The sequence below is a fragment of the Micromonospora endophytica genome, from assembly GCF_003236305.1.
Lineage (GTDB): Bacteria > Actinomycetota > Actinomycetes > Mycobacteriales > Micromonosporaceae > Micromonospora > Micromonospora endophytica.
Genome location: NZ_POTX01000110.1, coordinates 1 through 18721, shown reverse-complemented (window position 1 = coordinate 18721; position 18721 = coordinate 1). Strand labels below are relative to the sequence as shown.

Sequence of the window (18721 nt, the reverse complement as noted above, 5' to 3'; positions counted from 1 at the left end):
GCCGGGTCGGCGCCGTCGGTGGGGCGGCGGGTCAGGACCTGCGGGCCCGTGGCGGTGATGGCGACCGTGTGTTCGGAGTGGGCGGTGCGGGAGCCGTCGGCGGAGCGGATCGTCCAGCCGTCCTTGTCGTACCTGATCTTGTCGGTGGAGCGGCAGAACCAGGGTTCGATGGCGATGGTGAGGCCGGGGACGAGTCGCAGGCCGCGATGGGCCCGGCCCTTGTTGGCGACGTGCGGCGCCTCGTGCATGGTGCGACCGATGCCGTGGCCGCCGAACTCGCCGTTGACGCCGTAGCCGTACGACTCGGCGACCTCGGCGATCGCGGCGGAGACGTCACCGAGCCGACCGCCGGGCGCAGCGGCGGTGATGGCGGCCTCCAGGGCGACCTCGGTGGCCTCGATCAGCCTCAGGTCGGCCGGGTCGGGGGTGCCGACGACGACAGAGAGCGCGGAGTCGGCGACCCAGCCGTCGATGCCGACCGCCATGTCGATGCTGAGCAGGTCACCGTCGCGCAGCACGTAGTCGTGCGGCAGTCCGTGCAGCACCGCGTCGTTCACCGACAGGCACAGCACGTTACGGAACGGACCACGGCCGAACGACGGGGCGTAGTCCCAGTAGCAGGATTCGGCGCCGCGTTCGGCGATCCGGCGGCGGGCGTGGTGTTCGATGTCCATCAGGTTGACGCCGACCGCAGCCACCTCGCTCAACTCGGCGAGCAGTTCGCCGACGAACTGGCCGGTCACCGCCATCCGGCCGATCTCCTCGGCGGACTTGAGTTCGATCACGACAGTCTCCCTCTCCGTAAGCGGTATTTTTATACCACGCCAGATCGGCTGACCCCTGCGGGCTATCCTGCTGGACATGGTTCGCCAACCACTCACCGCCGAACAGATCGCCGCAGGTCAGCGCCTCGGAGCCGCCCTGCGGACCGCGCGGGCGGGCCGCAGCCTCGTCGAGGTGGCGCTGGCAGCCGGCATCTCCCCCGAGACGCTGCGCAAGATCGAGGGCGGCCGCCTGCCCGCGCCGGCGTTCGGCACCGTGGTCTGCCTCAGCCAGGCCCTCGACGTCCCGCTCAGCGAGCTGGCCGGCGTCTGGCTGGCCGACATGCCGGTCCGACAGGCGTCGTAGCAGGGCCGACAGCCTCCCCACCCGCGGCGTCGCCACCGCCCGCTCAGGACCTGGCGGTGGAGTCGAGCGGGGCAACCAGAGCAGACTGACCCGCCGAATCGCCCCTGAACCCCACATTCTCTATTGGTTAGATATGTAATCCTAGCCACTGTCCCTGGTCAGGGGCTTGTCGTGACCGTACGGTCCCTCGTGTGAGCCCCACCGCCGCACCCCTGACCAGTCGCGCCTACGTCGATCACGGCGACGTCGCCAGCGCGCTGTGTCGTGTCTGACGGCACCGTTGTCCGAACGACTGACGGACTCCCCCTAGCCGACGACCGCCACCCCCGGAGTCGGCCGCTTTCACCCCGCGTCATCGATGACGGTGCCGCCGCTGTCGATCCTGCTGATCATGCTCACGCAACCTGCGTACCTTCCTGGAGACGACCATGCTCGCTGTTCCGCTCCGCCGCCGGCTGCTCGCCGTGGCGACCACCGCCGCCCTCCTCGCCGCCGCCGGCTGCGCCACCGACGCCACCGGCGACAGCAGTCCCTCGACCGGTGGCCTGCGTAAGGTCCAGGTCGCGCTGGACTGGACCCCGAACACCAACCACACCGGTCTCTACGTGGCCCAGCAGAAGGGCTTCTTCGCCGCGCAGGGCCTGGAGGTGGAGATCGTCCAGCCCGGTGACGCCGATGCCTCCTCGCTGGTCGCCGCGGACCGGATCCCGTTCGGCATCGGATACCAGGAGGCGCTGACCCAGGCGCGGGCCCAGGACGCCCCGCTGGTCTCCATCGCCGCGATCGTCCAGCACAACACCTCCGGCTTCGCCTCGCCCACGGACCGGAACCTGACCCGGCCGGCGCAGTACGTCGGCAAGACGTACGGCGGGTTCGGCGGCCCGATCGAGGAGCCACTGCTGCGGACCATCGTGGCGGCCGACGGTGGCGACCCCAGCAAGGTCAAGACGGTGAATGTCGGCGACGCCGACTTCTTCGCGGCCACCAAGAAGGGGGTCGACTTCGAGTGGATCTTCTACGGCTGGACCGGGGTGGAGGCCGAACTGCGCGGCGAGCCGGTGAACATCCAGTACGTCCGGGACTACCACCCGGCGCTGGACTTCTACACCCCGATCCTGATCACCAACGAGACCCGGATCGCCAACGATCCCGACCTGGTGCGGGCGTTCACCGCCGGAGCTGCCGAGGGTTACACGTACGCGGCGAAGAACCCGGCGGAGTCCGCGGACATCCTCCTCGCCGCGGCGCCCGACCTCGACGCGGAACTGGTCAAGCGCAGCCAGGAGTGGCTCAGCCCGCGCTACCAGGACGACGCCCCGCGCTGGGGCGAGCAGAAGGCCGAGGTCTGGACCAACTTCGCCACCTGGCTCTACGAGCAGAAGGTGCTGACCGTCGAGGTGGACGCGACGAAGGCGTACACCAACGACTTCCTGCCCGCAGGCTCATGACCGACGCACTCCGACGATGGGCGCCACCAGCCGTGACGGTGGTGGCGCTCATCGCCGCCTGGCAGCTCTACACCACGATCTCCGGCATCGAATCATGGTTGTTGCCGAGCCCACGGGATGTGTTCGCCGCCGCCAGCGAGCAACGCACCGTGCTCGGTGAGCAGGTGGCGGCCACCGCCCGGCTCACCCTGCTCGGGTTCACCGCGGGCGCGGCCATCGGTCTGCTGGTCGCCGTGGCCCTGCACCTGGTGCCGGTGCTGCGGGCCGCGGTCTATCCGCTGCTGGTGGTCAGTCAGAACATCCCGATCATCGCCATCGCGCCGCTGCTGGTGGTCTGGCTGGGTTTCGGCATCGCGCCGAAGCTCGTGGTGATCGTGCTGGTCTGCTTCTTCCCGGTCGCGGTGGCCACCCTCGACGGGCTGCGCCGCGGCGATCCGGTGATCGCCGACTATCTGCTGATGAGCGGCGCCAACCGCCGGCAGCTCTTCACCACGTTCCAGTGGCCCAGCGCGCTGCCAGCCATGTTCTCCGGATTGAAGATCGCGGCCACGTACAGCGTGTTCGGCGCCGTCATCTCCGAGTGGATCGGCGGTGACCAGGGCATCGGCCGTTACATGATCGTGCAGAAGTCGGCGTTCCGGGCCGACCGGCTCTTCGTCGCCATCGCCATCGTGGTGGCGCTGGCGCTGCTCATCTTCGGGCTCGTGGTGCTGCTGGAACGGATCACCGTCGGCCGGCACGCGGTAGGGAGACGTGACAATGGCTGAGCAGGCCGCCGATCCGGTGCTCGACATCACCGACCTGACCCACCGCTACGGCGACCTCCAGGTGCTGGCCGGCGTCACGTTGCGCGTCCAGCGGGGCGAGTTCGTCTCCATCGTCGGTCCCTCCGGCAGTGGGAAGAGCACGCTCTTCCATCTGATCGGTGGCCTGGTCACCGCCGAGTCCGGCACCATCGCACTGGCCGGGGAACCGGTCGCCGGCCGTCGGGGGCTGGTCGGCTACATGCCACAGCAGCCGGCGCTGTTGCCGTGGCGCACCATTGAGGAGAACGTGGTGCTCGCCCGGGACATCGCCGGTGCGCCCCGGCGCGCCTCCCGGGAACTGGCCCGGCAGTGGCTCGACCGGGTCGGCCTGGGCCGGTTCGCCCGGTCGTACCCACACGAGTTGTCCGGTGGCATGCAGCAGCGGGCGGCCTTCCTGCGGGCCCTCATCTGCGACCACGACCTGATCTGCCTGGACGAGCCGTTCAGCGCGTTGGACGCGATGCTGCGCACCGAGATGCACCGCTGGCTGCTGGATTTGTGGGAGGCCGAGCGGCGATCGATCCTGTTCGTCACCCACAGCATCGAGGAGGCGCTGCTGCTCTCCGACACCGTCTACGTGCTGACCCGCCGCCCGGCCACCGTGGCCGAACGAGTCGAGGTGCCCTTCCCCCGACCCCGCCGCGACGAGGTCGTCGACGACCCCGAGTTCGTACGCATCCGGCGACGGCTGACCGACCTGCTCCGAAACGAGACATCATGACCCTCACCCATCTGCGTGTGATGCTGGAGTACTTCCACCCGTGGACCAACGCCGCCGGGCTCTACCTGGCCAGCCACGCCGGCTGGTATCAGGAGGCGGGACTCGACGTGGAACTGACCGTCTACGACTCGCTGCGCGGCGACACCCTGGAGTACCTGCATCGGGGCGAGGTGCACCTGGGCATCTTCCCGACCAACCGGTTGCTGGTGCGCCGCGCCGCCGGCCAGCCGCTACAGGCCGTCGCCGCGATCAACCATCGGGGGATGGAGACCATCCAGACCGTGGCCGGTCGCGGCATCACCCGCCCCCGGGACCTCGCCGGGCGGCGGCTCGCGCTGAACCCGACCCCACGCGGAGTCGCCATGGTGCGGCACCTGGTCGCCGCCGACGGCGGCGACCCGGACCAGGTCGAACTGGTCGACACCGGCTACCGCGAACTCAGCGTGGACGACATCGCCGCCGGCCAGGTGGACGCGACCTTCGGCGGCTACTGGGCCTGGGACGCGCTGATGGCGGACCTACCCGGCGAGCACCGGATCGTCTGGCCGGTCGACGAGATCGGCGCGCCGCCGTACCACAGCTATCTGCTCGGCATCGGCCCGGCGCTCTCCGGCTCGGACCGGGTGCTGGCCACCTTCCTCGACGTCACCGCGCGCGGCTACCGGGCGGCGACCGACGATCCGGAACGCGCCCTGGCGGTGCTGGACCGGGTCATCCCGTACTTCCCCCGGCCGCTGCTGGCGCGCTCGCTGGAGCTGATCGCCCCGACCTGGTGGCATCAGGGCCAGTGGGGCACGATCCGGACCGAGCTGATGCAGCCCTACACCGACTGGCTCGCGGCCAACGGCATCCTGCCCGGCGGCTTCGACTGGCGTAGCGCCTGCCGGTCGGTGGACGCGACGCCCGCCGGCCCCACGGCGGTGCCGCGATGACCGGTCCGCTGACCACCCCGACCGACCTTGCGGTACGCCTGCACTCCCCCGGCCTGGTCGTGCTGGACGCCACCGTCGAGCTGGCCACGCCAACCTTCGACGGCGACCACCGGGCCGGTTCCGGCTATCCGGGTTGGGCGGCGGAACACATTCCCGGCGCCCGGCACGCCGACCTGCTCACCACACTCAGCGACCCGGCGTCGCCGTACCACTTCACCCGGCCGAGCCCGGCGGTGCTGGCGTCTTCCCTCGCCGACCTGGGTGTGGTCGACGGAGTCGAGGTGGTCGTCTACGACCGGGCCGACGGAATCTGGGCGGCCCGGCTGTGGTGGCTGCTGGACTGGATAGGTGTGCCCACCACCGTCCTGGACGGCGGCCTGACCGCCTGGCGCGCCGCCGGCCTGCCCGTGGCCACCATTGCCCCTGATCGGTCCGAAAGCCCAACGGATCAGCCCGACCCGACTGATCAGCCCGACTCGGCGGACCGGGGCGCGGGCCGCACGGTTCGGGCCGGGTCCGGTGCGGCGACGCTGACGCCGCAGGTACGTCCCGGTCGCTGGATCGACCGGGACGAGGTGGCCCGCTGGCTTGCCGGCGAGCAGGACGCCACAGTGGTCTGCGCGCTGAATCCCCCGGCGTACCGGGGTGACGTGCCGACCCGCTACGCCCGCCGGGGCCACATCCCGGGCAGCGCCAACCTGCCCGCCCGTACGCTGCTCGACACCGACGGCCGGCTGCTGCCTCCACCTGCGCTGCGCGCCGCGCTCGGCGACCTGCCGGAGTCGACCCGGCCGATCTGGCTCTACTGCGGTGGCGGGATCTCCGCCACCCTGCTCGCGCTCGCCCTGGCCACGGTGGGTCGAACCGACGTCGCCGTCTACGACGGTTCGCTCGAACAGTGGTCGGCCGCGCCGGACCTGCCGCTGACCCGGGGCGACGAGCCGACCGCCCGGCTCGACCCCGACACCCGGGAGCTGCTGGACCGGCCGGAGTTCGCGGTCCTGTCCACCACCGAGCCGGACGGCCAGGCGCAGCTGTCGGTGATGTGGGTCGGCCGGGACGGCGACCACCTGCTGATGGCGACCAAGGCGGGCCGCCGCAAGGTCCGCAACATCCGGCGCGACCCCCGGGTCACCGTGCTCGTCTACGACCGGCAGCGCCCCACCCGCTACACCGAGATCCGGGGCCGGGCGGCAGTCACCGACGAGGACGCCCACGCCCTGATCAACGAGCTGGCCCGGCGCTACACCGGTGCCGAGCATCTCGTCGGCTCGCCGGCCGAGGAGGCCGACCGGGTGGTCCTGCGAATCACCCCGGACCGGGTACGGGCACACCGGTGACCGCCGCCGACCGGGTCGCCGACTGGGCCCGCGACCGGCCGCCCCGGGCCGGACGTACCCGGGTGTTGGCGATCGAGGGCCGGTCCGGGGCGGGCAAGAGCAGCCTCGCCGACGCGGTCGCCGACCAGCTCGACGCGACGCTGCTGCGGATGGACGACCTCTACCCCGGTTGGGACGGGCTGCGCGCCGGCGCCGAGGCGCTGCGCGCCTGGGTGCTGGAACCACTGGCCCGGTCGCCGCGCACCCAGCCGCCGGCCCGGCCAGAGCAGGCCCAGCTGGCGGCGGCTCGGTGGCGGAAGTGGGACTGGGCCGCCAGCCGCTACGGGCCGTGGCAGCCGCTGCCCGACCGGGGCTGGCTGGTCGTCGAGGGGGTGGGCAGCGGGGCCCGGGACGCGGCGCCGTACCTCAGCGGCATCGTCTGGGTCGAGGCGCCCACCGCGCTGCGCCGGGCCCGGGCGCTGGCCCGTGACGGCGACACCTACGCCCCGCACTGGGCCCGCTGGGCCGCCCAGGAGACCGAATTCCACACCGCCGAGGACCTACCGGGCCGGGCGGACCTGATCATCGACAACTCGACGGGGACACCGGACAGATGACCGAGCGACTCATCCGACTCAACGGGCTGCGTCAGTCCACTGTGGGGCACACCGCGATCGGACTGTGGCGGCACCCGGACAGCCAGGCGCACCGCTACCGGGACCTCGACTACTGGGTGCAGACCGCGCAACTGCTGGAACGGGGCCGTTTCGACGCGCTGTTCATCGCCGACGCGCTCGGCCCGCTCGACGTCTACCAGGGGCGGGTCGACGCGGCGTTGCGCGACGGCATCCAGACGCCCACCGACGATCCGCTGCTGGCGATCAGCGCGATGGCCGCCGCCACCCGGCACCTCGGTTTCGCCGCCACCGTCTCCAGCACCTACGAGCAGCCGTACACCTTCGCCCGGAAGATGGCCACCCTGGACCATCTGACCGGCGGGCGGATCGGCTGGAACATCGTCACCTCCGCCCTGGACAGCGCCGCCCGCAACCTGGGCCTGCGGACCCAGTTGCCGCACGACGAGCGGTACCGGGTGGCCGAGGAGTTCATGCAGGTCGTCTACCAGCTGTGGGAGTCGAGCTGGGCCGACGACGCGGTGCTCCGGGACCCGGCGACCGGCGTCTTCGTCGACCCGACGAAGGTCCGTCCGGTCCGGCACGAGGGCGCGCACTACCGGGTGCCGGACATCGCGCTCTTCGAGCCGGGCGTCCTGCGTACCCCGGTGTTGTATCAGGCGGGAACCTCGACGGCCGGGCGGGGCTTCGCCGGCCGGCACGCCGAAGGGGTGTTCCTCTCCGCCTACCTGCCGTCGATGGCGCGAACCCTGGTGAACGGGGTACGCGAGCAGGCCGTCGCCGCCGGCCGGGACCCCGCCTCGGTGAAGTTCTTCGCCATCGCCACGGTGATCGTCGCCGAGACCGACGCGCAGGCGCAGGCGAAACTCGCCGACTACCAGTCGTACGCCAGCGTCGAGGGCGCGTTGGCCCGCTGGAGTGCCCTGATGCACATCGACCTGTCCGCCCTCGACCTGGACAAACCACTGGAATATGTGGAGACCGACGGCATCCGGGGCATGGTCGAGTTGTTCACCACGTTGGACCCGAGCCGCACCTGGACGCCCCGCGCGATCGCCGAGTTCGTCGGCGTCGGCGGCGGTGGCCCGCTCTTCGTGGGCAGCCCCACCACCGTCGCCGACGAACTGGAACGCTGGATGGACGAGGCCGACCTGGACGGGTTCAACCTCGCCGACCCGGTCCCGCCGGTCACCTTCCGGGACTTCGTCGACCTGGTCGTCCCCGAACTGCAACGCCGTGGCCGGATGCGCCGCGAGTACGAGGGCAACACGCTGCGGGAACACTTCTACGGCCCCGGCGTGACCCGGGTCCGTGACGACCACCCGGCAGCCGCGTACCGCTTCACCCCTTGACGCCCGCCAGGGCACCGATGATCCGCTCGACCAGCTCCGGCACCCACTCGACGTACTCGACCTCTGCCCCACCAGCATGCCTGGCGTACAGGTAGCGGCCGGTCGGGCTGGTCGCCTCCGGTGTGGTGATCTCGCCGCCCGCAGCGGTCAGCCCGGCCACGACGGCGTCCAGATCGTCGACGATCACGGTGGCGGAGGCGTGCCCGTACCGGGCCCGTTCCTCCGCCGGGCCAGCGATCACCAGGAAGTCGCCGATCGCGGCCAACTCGATGGCGTCGAACGCGAACCGCAGATCCGGCTCCGCGCCGACCAGGGTCCGCAGCGACGGCAGCGAGGCGTCGAGGTCATCCACCCAGAGCCGGGCGTACGTCTTCAAGATCGTCATAATCACTCCGATACGTTGCGATTGCCGACCCGACCGTACGGCGCTGGCCGCGGATAAGGTAAGTACGCACCTTTTGGGAAGTACCCGTTGAGGAGGAACGGCACGTGGACGAGCCGTTTCCCGGCACGCCGACGGCAGCGGAGGTGGCGCGGGTGCACCAGGTGGCCCGCGAGGTGTTCGACGTGGTCGGCACCAAGTGGGCGCTGCCAGTCATCGAAGCCATCGGCACCGACACCCGCCGCTTCGGGGAACTACACCGGCAGGTCGCCGGCATCAGCCACCGGCTGCTCACCGCGACCCTGCGCCAGTTGGAGCGCAACGGCGTGGTCGAGCGCACGCTGCATCCCACCGTGCCGCCACGCACCGAGTACCGGCTCACCCCCGCCGGCCGAGAACTGCACCACACGATCAATGGCTTCTGCCGGTGGAGCCGCCAACACCTGGACGAGGTCCTGACCTCACGCCGCCGGTTCGAGCAGGCATGAACCCTCCCTCTCTTTCTGCCGTTCGGCAGGTGGCGGCAGGGGTGGCCATCCGCGGCATTCACCAGTCGCTGGCCATGGCGGTGGACGACAGCGACACCCATCGCGTACAACTGCTGGAACTCGAACTACCGCTGCTCGGCGGCCGGCTCTGGCAGGCCGCTGAGACGGGCCGGCTCGGCGAACGTGAGTGGATCGATCTGGTCGTCACCCGCGTCGCCGAGTACCGCAACAAGGCCGCCGATCTCCGGGCCGCCGTGGCCCGATGTGTTACCGACGAGGACTACCTCCGCCTCGCCCGGGACATCAACGGGGCAAAACGTCAACTGCTGGAACGGCTCGGCCTACGCAGGGTCGCGCTCTCCCCGATCGAACACGAATTGGTCAACGGGGTGGCTTCGGTGACCGAGTCGGTGCCGGGTGTCCCGATGGTCGCCGGCATGTGGATCGGCGCACGGACGATCGGCAAACAGATCTCGCCCACGGGCACAGGTGCAACGCTCCCCTACAGGGAGTTCTACCGCGCCTGGAAACGCACGGGCCGCTGACGGCGTCGCTTCTGTGCGGTCACGGCCGATCCGGGGTTCATGATCACGCTCGTTCGCCGCCGTCACCGACAGGCCAGACCGCGCGATCATGCAGTTGTGGTGCCCCATAGAACGGGTGAAAGCTGACAACTCAGGCACCATAACTGCATGATCAACGGGAGAGCCGGGGTCGATCACGGCGGCTTCTGGGGCTCACCTACCGTCACCTGCTGGGTGTGACGAGTTGGGAGGACGTCACCTCGTACGGCGTTTGCGGGTCGTCGCGGCGGTGAGGGGCATGCCCGGTGCGGTTGACGGCTGACGCGGCGTAAAACTCCCGAACCTCACGGACAGCGCATGAGCCGCCTTCGCGAACGGGTTCCACGAACGAGCCAATGCCTCGTCCCGAGCCCTCTGCTCCTCCGCAGCCTGAGCTTTCCCGACGACGTCGCGCACGAAACTGCTCTGTGCCAGCGCGCGATCGAGCTGCGGGTTGTCGGCGAGCATCTGCATCAGCAGATTCGCCTTCTCGACGTCGCGGGGCGGCGGCTGGTAGCCCTTTCTCCTCCCGTACCCACGCCAGGCCCCGCCTGCGTCGGCGGCCGGCTTCCAGTCCTTGATCATGTCGCTCTGGGACTTGATGAGATCTCTCTGGCGGTAGTCCCGGTTGGCGTGCCCAGCCTGGTTCGCGCGGTACCACTCGCGGTTGAGCGCCTCGTCGAGCTGCCACTTGAGCTCCCGCAGGGCATGGTCGTTCACGACGAGAGGATGGACCAGGGCTGGACCTACGGGGTTCGTTGACATGGCAGCACTCCGAAGTAGGCGGTGACACGTGTCCCACGGTGCCGGATCGCGTCCGGTTCAACTCACCATGCAGTTCGTGATCGACCGACGGCGACCGGACCTGCCGATGAGCGGAAGCATCGCGTACGCAGGTGCTGGTCCGGGCCGGAGCGGGTGCGCTGAGGCCCGCTGGGCACCACGGCTTACTTGTGCTCGACGTGGTAGGCGCCGTCACTGGCCGAGGCGTTTTCGGTGAAAGCTTTCCAGGCCGTGCCGTCGAGGTCGAAGGTGTCGAGGAGGTAGGCGGAGACCGCGTCGGCGACCAGGGCCACCCGGGCGGGATCCTCGTCGGTGGTCTCGGCGACCTTTTCGCCGGCGACCCCACCGAGGGTGTGTTCACCGTCGGTGATGGTGAGCAGGCTCTTGGGCGTGGGGCTGAGGTGGTAGGCGTCGGTGAACCAGTCCGGCCCACGGGTGGACATCGCCGACTGGTCCTTGCCGCCCGTGACGACGAGGGCCGGCGTGGTCATCGTGGCGAAGTCCGGCCGCATGAACGGCAGATGCTCCACGGCGAACGGGGTGAGCGAGTCGCCGGTGCCGGCCGCGGCGAGCAGCGCCCCGGCCTTGACCAAGGGATGGGAGAAGTCCTCGCCTGGCGTGCCGTCGGCGTCGAGCACGCGGGCACCGAGGAGGGTGCCGACGCTCTGACCGCCCCAGGAGTGCCCGACGGCGGCGACGCGCTCCCGGTCGACGCGGCCGGCAAGGCCCGCCTGGGTGAGGATGTCGTCGAGGTGGTCCAGGACGGCGTGCAGGTCAGCGATTCGCACTCGCCAGATGGTGCCGAACCGCGGGTCGTTGAACCCGAGGCCGTGACGGCGGGAGTCGAGGTGGGTCGGCTGGACGACGACGAAGCCGGCGGCGGCCCACCGGTCGACGAGCGGCTCGTACCCGTCCATGGACCAGGCGTTGCCGTGCGAGAACACGAGCACTGGGAGGTCGTGGCCGGACACCGGGGCGGTGACCTTGACCGCCAGGTCGACGTCACGCCCGGTGGTGGGCACGGGGACGGGCTTGATCGCCATGATCTGCTGGGCTAGCTGGTGCAGGTGCATGATGCTGCTTCCTCTGCGCTGGGGAGGGCGTCTGCCACAATTAGGCGGAACACTGTTCCGTCAAAGTTAGCGGAACAGTGTTCCGCCGACAAGGGGAGGGACTGTGACCGAGTCGCCTGGGGCACGTGAGGCAGGCGTACGCCGCAACCGGGAGGCACTTCTCGCCGCTGCCGCGGCGGTGTTCGTGGAGCAGGGGGTGCAGGCGCCCATCCGCGACATCGCCGGCCGGGCCGGGGTGGGCCTCGGCACGGTCTACCGCCACTTCCCGAACCGCGCCGAGCTGGTCACCGCGGTGTACCGCCACCAGATCGAGGAGTGCGTGGCGCTGGCATCGGCGCTGCAACGGGAGAGCATCCCGCCCAGCGCGGCGCTGACCCGCTGGATCGCGGCCTTCGTGGAGTTCCTGGTCACCAAGCACGGACTCGGCGTCGCCCTACAGTCGGAGGACCCGAGCCTGCTCACACTGCATACGCTGATGCTCGACAAACTCGTCCCGGCATGCGCGTCATTGATCGCCGCAGGCGTCGCCGCCGGCGAGATCGACCCCAGCGTGACCGCGCACACCCTCATGCGCGCCGTGGGGAATCTCTGCATCCTCGGCCCGGGTTACCAGCGGGCCCACGCGCAGGACATGGTGGCCCGCCTACTCATCGGCTGCCGCAGCACCCGGTAAGCCTCATGATCGTTGACGTCGGAGCGACTCGACACGCCGAGGCAAAGGCCGCCGAACCGTCAACGATCAGAAGCCAGGTCAGCGGGTGAGGCCGACGAGGGTGGTCAGGCGGGCCACGCCCGGCGGTTCGGGCCGTCCTCGGGCAAGCTCAGCCAGCAGGGTACGAGTCGACGGCCGCGCCCGGACCTCGGCCGGCGCGACACCATCGGCCGCGACCAACATCCGTCCCGCCCCGGCCAGGTCACCGGCGAGCAGGTACGCCCGCGCGGCGTCCACCAGATAGGCGCCCCGATACTCGGCGGGCAGCCGACGCCACCCGTCCCGCCGGATCACCAACTCGTGCCGACCGACCGCTTCTCCCAGGTCACCCCGCTCGACGGCCACCACCACCCGGGTCAACTCCACGGCGGTCGCCCCAAAACTCGTACGCTGCGGGTCTGCTGCGGCCGCGACCTGGTCCACGAGGCTGGCGGCCCGGTGGAGCAGCGCCTCGGCCTGCTCGGGCTCGCCGCCGCTCGCGGCGGCCCGGGCGGCCTGGAGCAGCAGCGTCCCACCCACCGCCAACTCCTGCGCCCGCCGCCCCGGCGTCGCACGGTGCGGTGGCGTGACCAGCCGCTGCGCGGCGGCGACGGTGGCCGCCAACGCCAGCCGCTGCCGACCGGCGAGCCGCAACAACTGCCCGAGCACGATCGCCGCCGTACCCGCCAACACCGCATCCTGACCCGCCGCCGCCACCGCCCGGTCGGCGGTCAGCCAGCCGAGGTCGGCATCCCCCAGCTTCACCAACACCGACGAGGCGACCCGGTACGCCTGCACCGACGACTCCCCGTGCTCCGACCCGGACGACACCTGCACGGCCGCCAGCAACCCGGGCAGCACCCGCACCACCTGCGCATACTGCCCATGCTGGAAACTCAGCCAGGCGTGCCCCACCTGTCGGCGCAGATCCGCCTCCGGCACCGGACGCATCGGCGCCTGGAACACCCCGTACCGCGCCAGCGCCGCCCGCACCCCGTCAAGCCCATCGGGTACGCCACCACCAGCCGCCGGCGACTGCTGGCCGAGCAGCATGGCCGGGTCGACCCGCAGCACCTCGGCAATATCCTGGATCGTGGAAAACTTGTCGAGTCGGCGGACACCCCGCTCCACCTTGTCGACCCAACTTTTCGACTTCCCCAACCGGTCGGCCAGGCCCTGCTGCGTCAACCGCCGCCGTACCCGCCACTGCGCCACCCGCCGCCCGATCGGCACCTCACTCCGGCCGGTCACGCCGCCACCGCCGATCCGGCACCGCCCGCGTCGTCTCCTCCACCGGCACCCGCTCCGCCGCGGCCTGCGCCAGCAACCGCCGTTTGGCCGCCTCCCGCTCCGCCGCCTGAATCCGCTCACCTCTGCTGACTGGCTCGTCGCCCTGACCTGGCATCCCCACCTCCGTCGAGTTCGCTCATGCTTCTCGAAGCAAAGGCGTGGATGCCCGATCACGGGAGTGCACCGAACATCCACGCCAGCGAGGACGGCCCAACAGCGCCAACCGAGGGGATCGACCTCTCCGGCAACTCCCATAGGTAGCGTTGGGTAGTCAAGGGCTGACGTAGGTGGTCTACTCGTGTTGCCAACCGAGGGGAAGACCGTGCCACCGCGTTACCGCTACGAACAGATTGCCGACGACCTGGCCGAACGCATCTCGTCCGGCGAGTTTCCGCCCGGCTCGAAGCTGCCCAGCCGCCGCGAGTTGATCGAGCACTACGGCGTCACCGAGCCGGTCATCGACCGGGCCATGCAGGTGCTACGGATCAAGGGCATGACCGAAACGCTGCCCGGCGTCGGCGTCTTCGTCGCGGACTAGTGCCTCGTCATGCAGCTTGAACGGGTAATCCGGATGGTGGATCTTGGAGCCGGTGGCGATTGAGGTCTTCGGCTTCGCGCGTTGGTTGCGCCATCGGATGTAGGCGCCGATCGCGGCGTCCTGCTCGGCGTTCGTGCGGTGGTCGGTGCCGTGAGGGCGAAGTACCGCACGGCGGCGAACTCGGCCTCGATCCAGCTCAACCACGACGCGTACGTGGGCAGGAAGACCAGGTCGACCTGGTTGGCCCTGCGGACGCCAGGCTCGGCCGAAGCGGGGTTGCAGGTTCAGCGGCCCGAACTCGTCCAGGCACAGCACCCTGCCGTCGGCGGGCAGGGTGCCGTAGAGGTCCAGGAGCCGGCGCATCTTCGCGGTGAAGTCGGGGTCGGTGCTGGCCTTCCAGGTCTGGTGGCCTGCCACGACACCCCGCTTTCGTGCAGGATCCGCCGGATCGTCTCGACGCTGATCGCCGCCACGTACCCGGCATCGATCAGGTAATTGCGCAGCTTGGCCGGGGACCAGCAGGAGATCGGCTGGCCGAGGAAGCGGGGGTCGCACCCCCGAACCTTTGCAGCGTTCGCTCATCAAGGCAGATGCCGTCGGGCAACCAAAGCGTCGTGGTCGCCTTACTGGTGCCGAGGTAGCTGCTTGAATGCTTGGTAGCAATCACCACAGCACAAGGCCCAGTTTTCCTACAGGTCTATTGGTTGACCCACTGGGGCGGATCCGCCTGCCACACCGCCTCCTCCAGGCGAGCTCTTCCGTGCGCGTCAGCCGGCCTTGCCGCCAGTGAGGGCGATGTCCAGGTGCGCGAGGAGCGTGTCAAGGGTGGCCAGCTGTTGTGGTTCGAGCCGGCCGAAGCGCTGGCGAAGTGCGTGTATGCCCGCTTCTTCCGCGGCCCTTAGTACCGTGCGGCCGGCGTGAGTGATGGAGACGGTCTTGCGGCGGCGGTCCTCGGGGTCGCCGGTTCGGGCGACCATGCCGAGGCGCTCCAGGCCCTCCACAATCTGGGTGACGGAGCGCGGTGCTTGGCCAAGGGAGGCGGCCAGTTGCGCTTGGTGGAGCGCGCCGCAGCTTGCCAGCGCCTGAAGGACCTTGGTGCGGGACAGGGACAGGCCGGCGGTCGCCAGCATGTACTGGTCGACCTGTTCGCGCAGGGTGTACGCGAGGGTAAGGAAGGACAGTCCCACCTGCTCCGGGACGCTGCCCGCCGCTGTTGCTTCGTGCTGCTCCATGGTTCGGGTATCCTCGCACAATATAATCGTGAGGTACCTCATGAAAGGGGTTGTGGGATGGATTCGCCCGTCGCCGTGATCACCGGAGCCACCTCCGGACTGGGCCGCATCGCCGCCTTCGAGCTGGCCCGCCAGGGCTACCGCATCGGCACCGTGGCCCGCTCCCACAGCAAGGCGCAAGCCCTCATCACCGACCTGAAGGCGGTGACCGACAAGCCCGTCGATGTCTTCTACGCCGACCTGGGCTTGCTCTCCGACGCCCGCCGCGCGGGCGAGGAGATCGCCGCGCGCTACCCGCGCCTGGACGTCCTGGTCAACAACGCCGGCCTCCATGCCTTCGCGCAGCGCATCAACACCGAGGGCCTCGCGGACATGACGGCGGTGAACTACCTCGGCCCGTTCGTCCTGACCGAGGCGCTGACGTCGAAGCTCGGCGCCTCGGCACCGGCCCGGATCGTCAACGTCGCCTCCGAAGCGGCCCGGCAGGCCAAAACGATCGACCCGGCCAAGGACCTGCGGCGCACCGAGCCCTATACCCGCCGGGAATCGATGTCCCTGTACGGGCGCACCAAGCTGATGACGATCATGTGGACGCAGGAGCTGGCCCGTCGCCTGGATGCGGACAAAATCACTGTGAACTGCTGCGACCCCGGCTTCAATGCCACCGGCCTGGGCCGGGACCTGCCCGGCTCCGCCGTCCTGCAGCGGGCGCTGAACATGCTGAAGATCGGGGATCCCCGCAAGGGCGCCGGCATCATCGTGCGGCTCGCCACCGACCCGGCGCTCGCGGGCACCACCGGCGGCTACTTCTCCGCCCGCGACGCCCGTCCCCTGCAGTGCCCCGAGCCCGGCCGGGACCCGCGCGTGCAGCGGGAGCTGTGGGACGCGACCGCGGCGCTTCTCGCCGCCCACCCGGCCGACTGAGACCCGGAAGCCCGTCTCAAGGAGGACACCGCCCGGTACCGGGGTACTGCCCCGGGCGCGGATTCGTCCTCCAGTAGCTCTTTTCGGCCGCACCCGGCTCCTACGTTCATGGGCGGAGCCTGTCGGGCTCGCCCTCACACATAATTTCCTCCCGATAGGAGTATTTTCGTGGCCACCTTTCTCTACCGGATCGGCCGGCTCGCCTTCCGGCGGCGTCGGCTGGTGCTGCTGGCGTGGATCGCGGTGCTCGTCGCCGCGGTCATCGGCGTCAGCAACGTGTCGGGCAGTACGACGGACGACTTCACGCTTCCCGGTACCCAGTCGCAGCAGGCCATCGACCTGCTGGAGAAGGAGTTCCCGCAGGTCTCGGCCGCCGGTGCCACGGCCCGTGTGGTCATCGAGGCTCCGGACGGGCAGAAGCTGACGTCCGCAGCGTACAAGCAGGAGGTGGAGTCCCTGGTCGCCGACCTGCGCAAGGCGCCGCAGGTGGCGAACGTCACCGACCCCTTCACCGCCGGCCTGGTCAGCTCCTCGGGCAGCATCGCCTACGCCCAGGTGACCTACGCCGTCCCGCAGGCCGACATCACTCCCGCCGCGTCGGACGCCCTGCACCAGGTGGCGGACAAGGGCGAGAAGGCAAACCTGAAGATCAGCCTCGGCGGCAACGCAGTACTGGAGGAGGAGCAGAGCAACGCGACCGAACTGATCGGCCTGCTGGTCGCCGCTTTCGTCCTAGTCATCACCTTCGGTTCGCTGGTCGCGGCCGGACTGCCCCTGGTATCCGCGATCGTCGGCGTCGGCATCGCCCTGTGTGCCATCACCGTCGCCTCGTCGTTCGTCGATATGGCCTCCAACGCGCAGACGCTGGCACTCATGCTGGGTCTGGCGGTGGCCATCGACTACGCCCTGTTCATCGTCTCCCGCTACCGGACAGAGCTGCATGAGGGGCATGCTCCCGAGGAAGCAGCCGGGCGTGCCCTGGGGACCGCGGGTTCCGCGGTGGTCTTCGCCGGCCTGACCGTCGTCATCGCGCTGGCCGGTCTGAGCGTCATCGGCATCGCGATGCTCACCACCATGGGTTTGGCCGCAGCCTTCGCCATCACCGTCGCCGTGCTGGTCGCGCTCACCCTCCTGCCGGCCACGTTGGGCTTCACCAATACCCGTGTGGCCAACGGCCGCCTCACCACGCGCCGTGTGCGGGCCGAGCAGCACGGCCGGCGCGTCACGATGGGCGTTCGCTGGGGTCGCTTCGTCACCCGCCATCCCTGGAAGATGCTGCTGGCGTCGGTTGTCGGCCTGGGTGTGCTGGCCATCCCGGCGCTGTCGCTGCAGCTGGCCCTGCCCGACGACAGCATGGCCGCTCCCGGCAGCACTCAGCGCGTGGCCTACGACACGCTCAGCAAGGGTTTCGGACCGGGCTTCAGCGGCCCGCTGACCATCGTCGTCGACGCGCGGGACAGCAACGACGCAAAGGCCGCGGCGACGGACACCTCCGCCCTGCTGGAGGGCCTCGACAACGTCGCCACCGTACGGCCCCCGGTCTTCAACGAGGCCGGTGACGTCGCCCTGATCACCGTGGTGCCGAGCAGCCCGCCCACCAGCCAGGAGACCGTCGACCTGGTCGCCGACATCCGCGACCGCAGCGGCGCGGTGGAGAAGGACAGCGGCACGCGGGTGATGGTGACCGGCACGACCGCGCTCAACATCGACGTCTCCGCCAAACTCGGCGAGGCGATGGTGCCCTACCTGGCCATCGTCGTCGGCCTCGCGCTAGTCCTGCTGCTGCTCGTGTTCCGCTCGGTCCTGATCCCGATCAAGGCCGCGACCGGTTTCCTGCTCAGCGTCGTAGCCACCCTCGGCGTGCTGGTCGCCGTGTTCCAGTGGGGTTGGCTCAAGGACATCTTCGGCGTCGACGAGACCGCACCCATCGTCAGCCTGCTGCCCATCCTGCTGATCGGCGTAGTCTTCGGCCTGGCCATGGACTACGAGGTGTTCCTCGTCTCCGGGATGCGCGAGGCGTACGTCCACGGTGCCGGCCCCACCGAAGCGATCGTCACCGGGTTCCGCCACGGCGCCCGCGTGGTCACCGCCGCAGCCATCATCATGATCTCGGTGTTCGCCGGGTTCCTCCTCGACGACATCGCGCTGGTGAAATCCATCGGCATGGGCCTTGCCACCGCGGTCCTCTTCGACGCCTTCGTCATCCGCATGACCCTCGTCCCCGCGGTGATGGCCCTGCTCGGCGCACGGGCCTGGGCACTTCCCCGCTGGCTCGACCGCCGCCTGCCCAACGTCGACGTGGAGGGTGAGAAGCTTCGCCGGATACTGGCCGAACGCGAACGCCAGACCCGCATCCCCGCGCAGAACGACCAGGAGCCGACGGCGCCCGCGCCCGTCGGGTAGGCCCAGCCCCGGC

The 18721-nt window shown here is 70.1% G+C and carries 22 protein-coding genes; 14 read left to right on the top strand and 8 right to left on the bottom strand.

Annotated features, from left to right (window positions below; translation table 11 throughout):
* The coding region (gene map / locus C1I93_RS17005; protein WP_111244273.1) for a type I methionyl aminopeptidase at positions 1-785 on the bottom strand (785 nt) is incomplete at its 3' end.
* A gap of 76 nt (positions 786-861) precedes the next feature.
* On the opposite strand from map, the gene C1I93_RS17000 reads away from it, so the two are divergent.
* From C1I93_RS17000 to C1I93_RS16965, 8 genes are all read left to right on the top strand, one after another.
* Positions 862-1128: a helix-turn-helix domain-containing protein gene (locus C1I93_RS17000; RefSeq protein WP_111244272.1), complete on the top strand. Its 267-nt coding sequence runs from the start codon at positions 862-864 to the stop codon at positions 1126-1128.
* A gap of 428 nt (positions 1129-1556) precedes the next feature.
* Entirely contained in the window at positions 1557-2576 is a 1020-nt protein-coding gene (locus tag C1I93_RS16995) for an ABC transporter substrate-binding protein (protein WP_111244271.1), read from the top strand.
* The gene (locus tag C1I93_RS16990) at positions 2573-3343 is read left to right on the top strand and encodes an ABC transporter permease (RefSeq protein WP_111244270.1); all 771 of its coding nucleotides are present in this window, start codon (positions 2573-2575) and stop codon (positions 3341-3343) included. The genes C1I93_RS16995 and C1I93_RS16990 overlap by 4 nt, the downstream gene beginning before the upstream one ends.
* Positions 3336-4103 carry an ABC transporter ATP-binding protein gene (locus tag C1I93_RS16985; RefSeq protein ID WP_111244269.1) on the top strand — a complete coding sequence of 256 codons (768 nt, stop codon included), beginning with the start codon at positions 3336-3338 and terminating at the stop codon, positions 4101-4103. Before C1I93_RS16990 ends, C1I93_RS16985 begins: the two co-directional genes overlap by 8 nt.
* The gene (locus C1I93_RS16980) at positions 4100-5035 is read left to right on the top strand and encodes an ABC transporter substrate-binding protein (protein WP_111244268.1); all 936 of its coding nucleotides are present in this window, start codon (positions 4100-4102) and stop codon (positions 5033-5035) included. The genes C1I93_RS16985 and C1I93_RS16980 overlap by 4 nt, the downstream gene beginning before the upstream one ends.
* A complete protein-coding gene (locus tag C1I93_RS16975; protein WP_111244267.1) occupies positions 5032-6375 on the top strand; it encodes a TIGR03618 family F420-dependent PPOX class oxidoreductase in 1344 nt (447 codons plus the stop codon). The genes C1I93_RS16980 and C1I93_RS16975 overlap by 4 nt, the downstream gene beginning before the upstream one ends.
* Entirely contained in the window at positions 6372-6971 is a 600-nt protein-coding gene (locus C1I93_RS16970; protein WP_111244266.1) for a nucleoside/nucleotide kinase family protein, read from the top strand. Before C1I93_RS16975 ends, C1I93_RS16970 begins: the two co-directional genes overlap by 4 nt.
* Complete coding sequence (locus C1I93_RS16965) at positions 6968-8341, top strand: LLM class flavin-dependent oxidoreductase (protein ID WP_111244265.1); 1374 nt, start codon at positions 6968-6970, stop codon at positions 8339-8341. Before C1I93_RS16970 ends, C1I93_RS16965 begins: the two co-directional genes overlap by 4 nt.
* On the opposite strand, the gene C1I93_RS16960 is transcribed toward C1I93_RS16965, so the two are convergent.
* Positions 8331-8726 carry a VOC family protein gene (locus C1I93_RS16960; protein WP_111244264.1) on the bottom strand — a complete coding sequence of 132 codons (396 nt, stop codon included), beginning with the start codon at positions 8724-8726 and terminating at the stop codon, positions 8331-8333. The genes C1I93_RS16965 and C1I93_RS16960 overlap by 11 nt on opposite strands.
* 104 nt (positions 8727-8830) lie before the next feature.
* Between C1I93_RS16960 and C1I93_RS16955 the strand changes: the two genes are divergently transcribed.
* Positions 8831-9211: a winged helix-turn-helix transcriptional regulator gene (locus C1I93_RS16955; protein WP_111244263.1), complete on the top strand. Its 381-nt coding sequence runs from the start codon at positions 8831-8833 to the stop codon at positions 9209-9211.
* 29 nt (positions 9212-9240) lie between these two features.
* Positions 9241-9756: a hypothetical protein gene (locus tag C1I93_RS16950; protein ID WP_181445208.1), complete on the top strand. Its 516-nt coding sequence runs from the start codon at positions 9241-9243 to the stop codon at positions 9754-9756.
* Positions 9757-9990: 234 nt separating this feature from the next.
* Here the strand turns inward: C1I93_RS16950 and C1I93_RS16945 are convergent, their stop codons facing one another.
* Both C1I93_RS16945 and C1I93_RS16940 read right to left on the bottom strand, forming a co-directional pair.
* Positions 9991-10494, bottom strand: coding sequence for a hypothetical protein (locus C1I93_RS16945; RefSeq protein WP_111244262.1), 504 nt, complete (start codon positions 10492-10494; stop codon positions 9991-9993).
* A gap of 227 nt (positions 10495-10721) precedes the next feature.
* Positions 10722-11630, bottom strand: a complete 909-nt coding sequence (locus C1I93_RS16940) for an alpha/beta hydrolase family protein (protein WP_111244261.1) — start codon at positions 11628-11630, stop codon at positions 10722-10724.
* Between the two features lie 103 nt (positions 11631-11733).
* On the opposite strand from C1I93_RS16940, the gene C1I93_RS16935 reads away from it, so the two are divergent.
* Positions 11734-12303, top strand: a complete 570-nt coding sequence (locus tag C1I93_RS16935; protein WP_111244260.1) for a TetR/AcrR family transcriptional regulator — start codon at positions 11734-11736, stop codon at positions 12301-12303.
* A gap of 78 nt (positions 12304-12381) precedes the next feature.
* Here the strand turns inward: C1I93_RS16935 and C1I93_RS16930 are convergent, their stop codons facing one another.
* Together C1I93_RS16930 and C1I93_RS31645 are read right to left on the bottom strand one after the other, a co-directional pair.
* On the bottom strand, positions 12382-13572 hold the full coding sequence (locus tag C1I93_RS16930; RefSeq protein ID WP_111244259.1) for a helix-turn-helix domain-containing protein: 1191 nt from the start codon (positions 13570-13572) through the stop codon (positions 12382-12384).
* Positions 13556-13726: a hypothetical protein gene (locus C1I93_RS31645; protein ID WP_181445207.1), complete on the bottom strand. Its 171-nt coding sequence runs from the start codon at positions 13724-13726 to the stop codon at positions 13556-13558. Before C1I93_RS31645 ends, C1I93_RS16930 begins: the two co-directional genes overlap by 17 nt.
* A 183-nt stretch (positions 13727-13909) precedes the next feature.
* Between C1I93_RS31645 and C1I93_RS16925 the strand changes: the two genes are divergently transcribed.
* Positions 13910-14149: a winged helix-turn-helix domain-containing protein gene (locus tag C1I93_RS16925; protein WP_111244258.1), complete on the top strand. Its 240-nt coding sequence runs from the start codon at positions 13910-13912 to the stop codon at positions 14147-14149.
* Here C1I93_RS16925 and C1I93_RS32515 read toward each other — a convergent pair.
* Positions 14090-14566 carry a hypothetical protein gene (locus C1I93_RS32515; protein WP_258378300.1) on the bottom strand — a complete coding sequence of 159 codons (477 nt, stop codon included), beginning with the start codon at positions 14564-14566 and terminating at the stop codon, positions 14090-14092. The genes C1I93_RS16925 and C1I93_RS32515 overlap by 60 nt on opposite strands.
* A 350-nt stretch (positions 14567-14916) precedes the next feature.
* Positions 14917-15381 carry a MarR family winged helix-turn-helix transcriptional regulator gene (locus C1I93_RS16910; RefSeq protein ID WP_212808495.1) on the bottom strand — a complete coding sequence of 155 codons (465 nt, stop codon included), beginning with the start codon at positions 15379-15381 and terminating at the stop codon, positions 14917-14919.
* A 57-nt stretch (positions 15382-15438) separates the two neighbouring features.
* Here C1I93_RS16910 and C1I93_RS16905 point away from each other — a divergent pair, with 57 nt between their 5' ends.
* Both C1I93_RS16905 and C1I93_RS16900 read left to right on the top strand, forming a co-directional pair.
* Positions 15439-16305 carry an SDR family NAD(P)-dependent oxidoreductase gene (locus tag C1I93_RS16905; protein ID WP_181445206.1) on the top strand — a complete coding sequence of 289 codons (867 nt, stop codon included), beginning with the start codon at positions 15439-15441 and terminating at the stop codon, positions 16303-16305.
* A gap of 168 nt (positions 16306-16473) precedes the next feature.
* Complete coding sequence (locus C1I93_RS16900; RefSeq protein ID WP_111244257.1) at positions 16474-18708, top strand: MMPL family transporter; 2235 nt, start codon at positions 16474-16476, stop codon at positions 18706-18708.
* Positions 18709-18721 lie beyond the last annotated feature (13 nt).

What these genes read in the sequence shown, in the direction of transcription:
- C1I93_RS16975 (WP_111244267.1), top strand. Translation starts at nt 5,032, where the DNA reads ATGACCGGTCCGCTGACCACCCCGACCGACCTTGCGGTACGCCTGCAC.
- C1I93_RS16985 (WP_111244269.1), top strand. Translation starts at nt 3,336, where the DNA reads ATGGCTGAGCAGGCCGCCGATCCGGTGCTCGACATCACCGACCTGACC.
- C1I93_RS16960 (WP_111244264.1), bottom strand. Translation starts at nt 8,726, where the DNA reads ATGACGATCTTGAAGACGTACGCCCGGCTCTGGGTGGATGACCTCGAC.
- C1I93_RS16910 (WP_212808495.1), bottom strand. Translation starts at nt 15,381, where the DNA reads ATGGAGCAGCACGAAGCAACAGCGGCGGGCAGCGTCCCGGAGCAGGTG.
- C1I93_RS16980 (WP_111244268.1), top strand. Translation starts at nt 4,100, where the DNA reads ATGACCCTCACCCATCTGCGTGTGATGCTGGAGTACTTCCACCCGTGG.
- C1I93_RS16965 (WP_111244265.1), top strand. Translation starts at nt 6,968, where the DNA reads ATGACCGAGCGACTCATCCGACTCAACGGGCTGCGTCAGTCCACTGTG.
- C1I93_RS31645 (WP_181445207.1), bottom strand. Translation starts at nt 13,726, where the DNA reads ATGCCAGGTCAGGGCGACGAGCCAGTCAGCAGAGGTGAGCGGATTCAG.
- C1I93_RS17000 (WP_111244272.1), top strand. Translation starts at nt 862, where the DNA reads ATGGTTCGCCAACCACTCACCGCCGAACAGATCGCCGCAGGTCAGCGC.
- C1I93_RS16995 (WP_111244271.1), top strand. Translation starts at nt 1,557, where the DNA reads ATGCTCGCTGTTCCGCTCCGCCGCCGGCTGCTCGCCGTGGCGACCACC.
- C1I93_RS16940 (WP_111244261.1), bottom strand. Translation starts at nt 11,630, where the DNA reads ATGCACCTGCACCAGCTAGCCCAGCAGATCATGGCGATCAAGCCCGTC.
- C1I93_RS16905 (WP_181445206.1), top strand. Translation starts at nt 15,439, where the DNA reads ATGGATTCGCCCGTCGCCGTGATCACCGGAGCCACCTCCGGACTGGGC.
- C1I93_RS16990 (WP_111244270.1), top strand. Translation starts at nt 2,573, where the DNA reads ATGACCGACGCACTCCGACGATGGGCGCCACCAGCCGTGACGGTGGTG.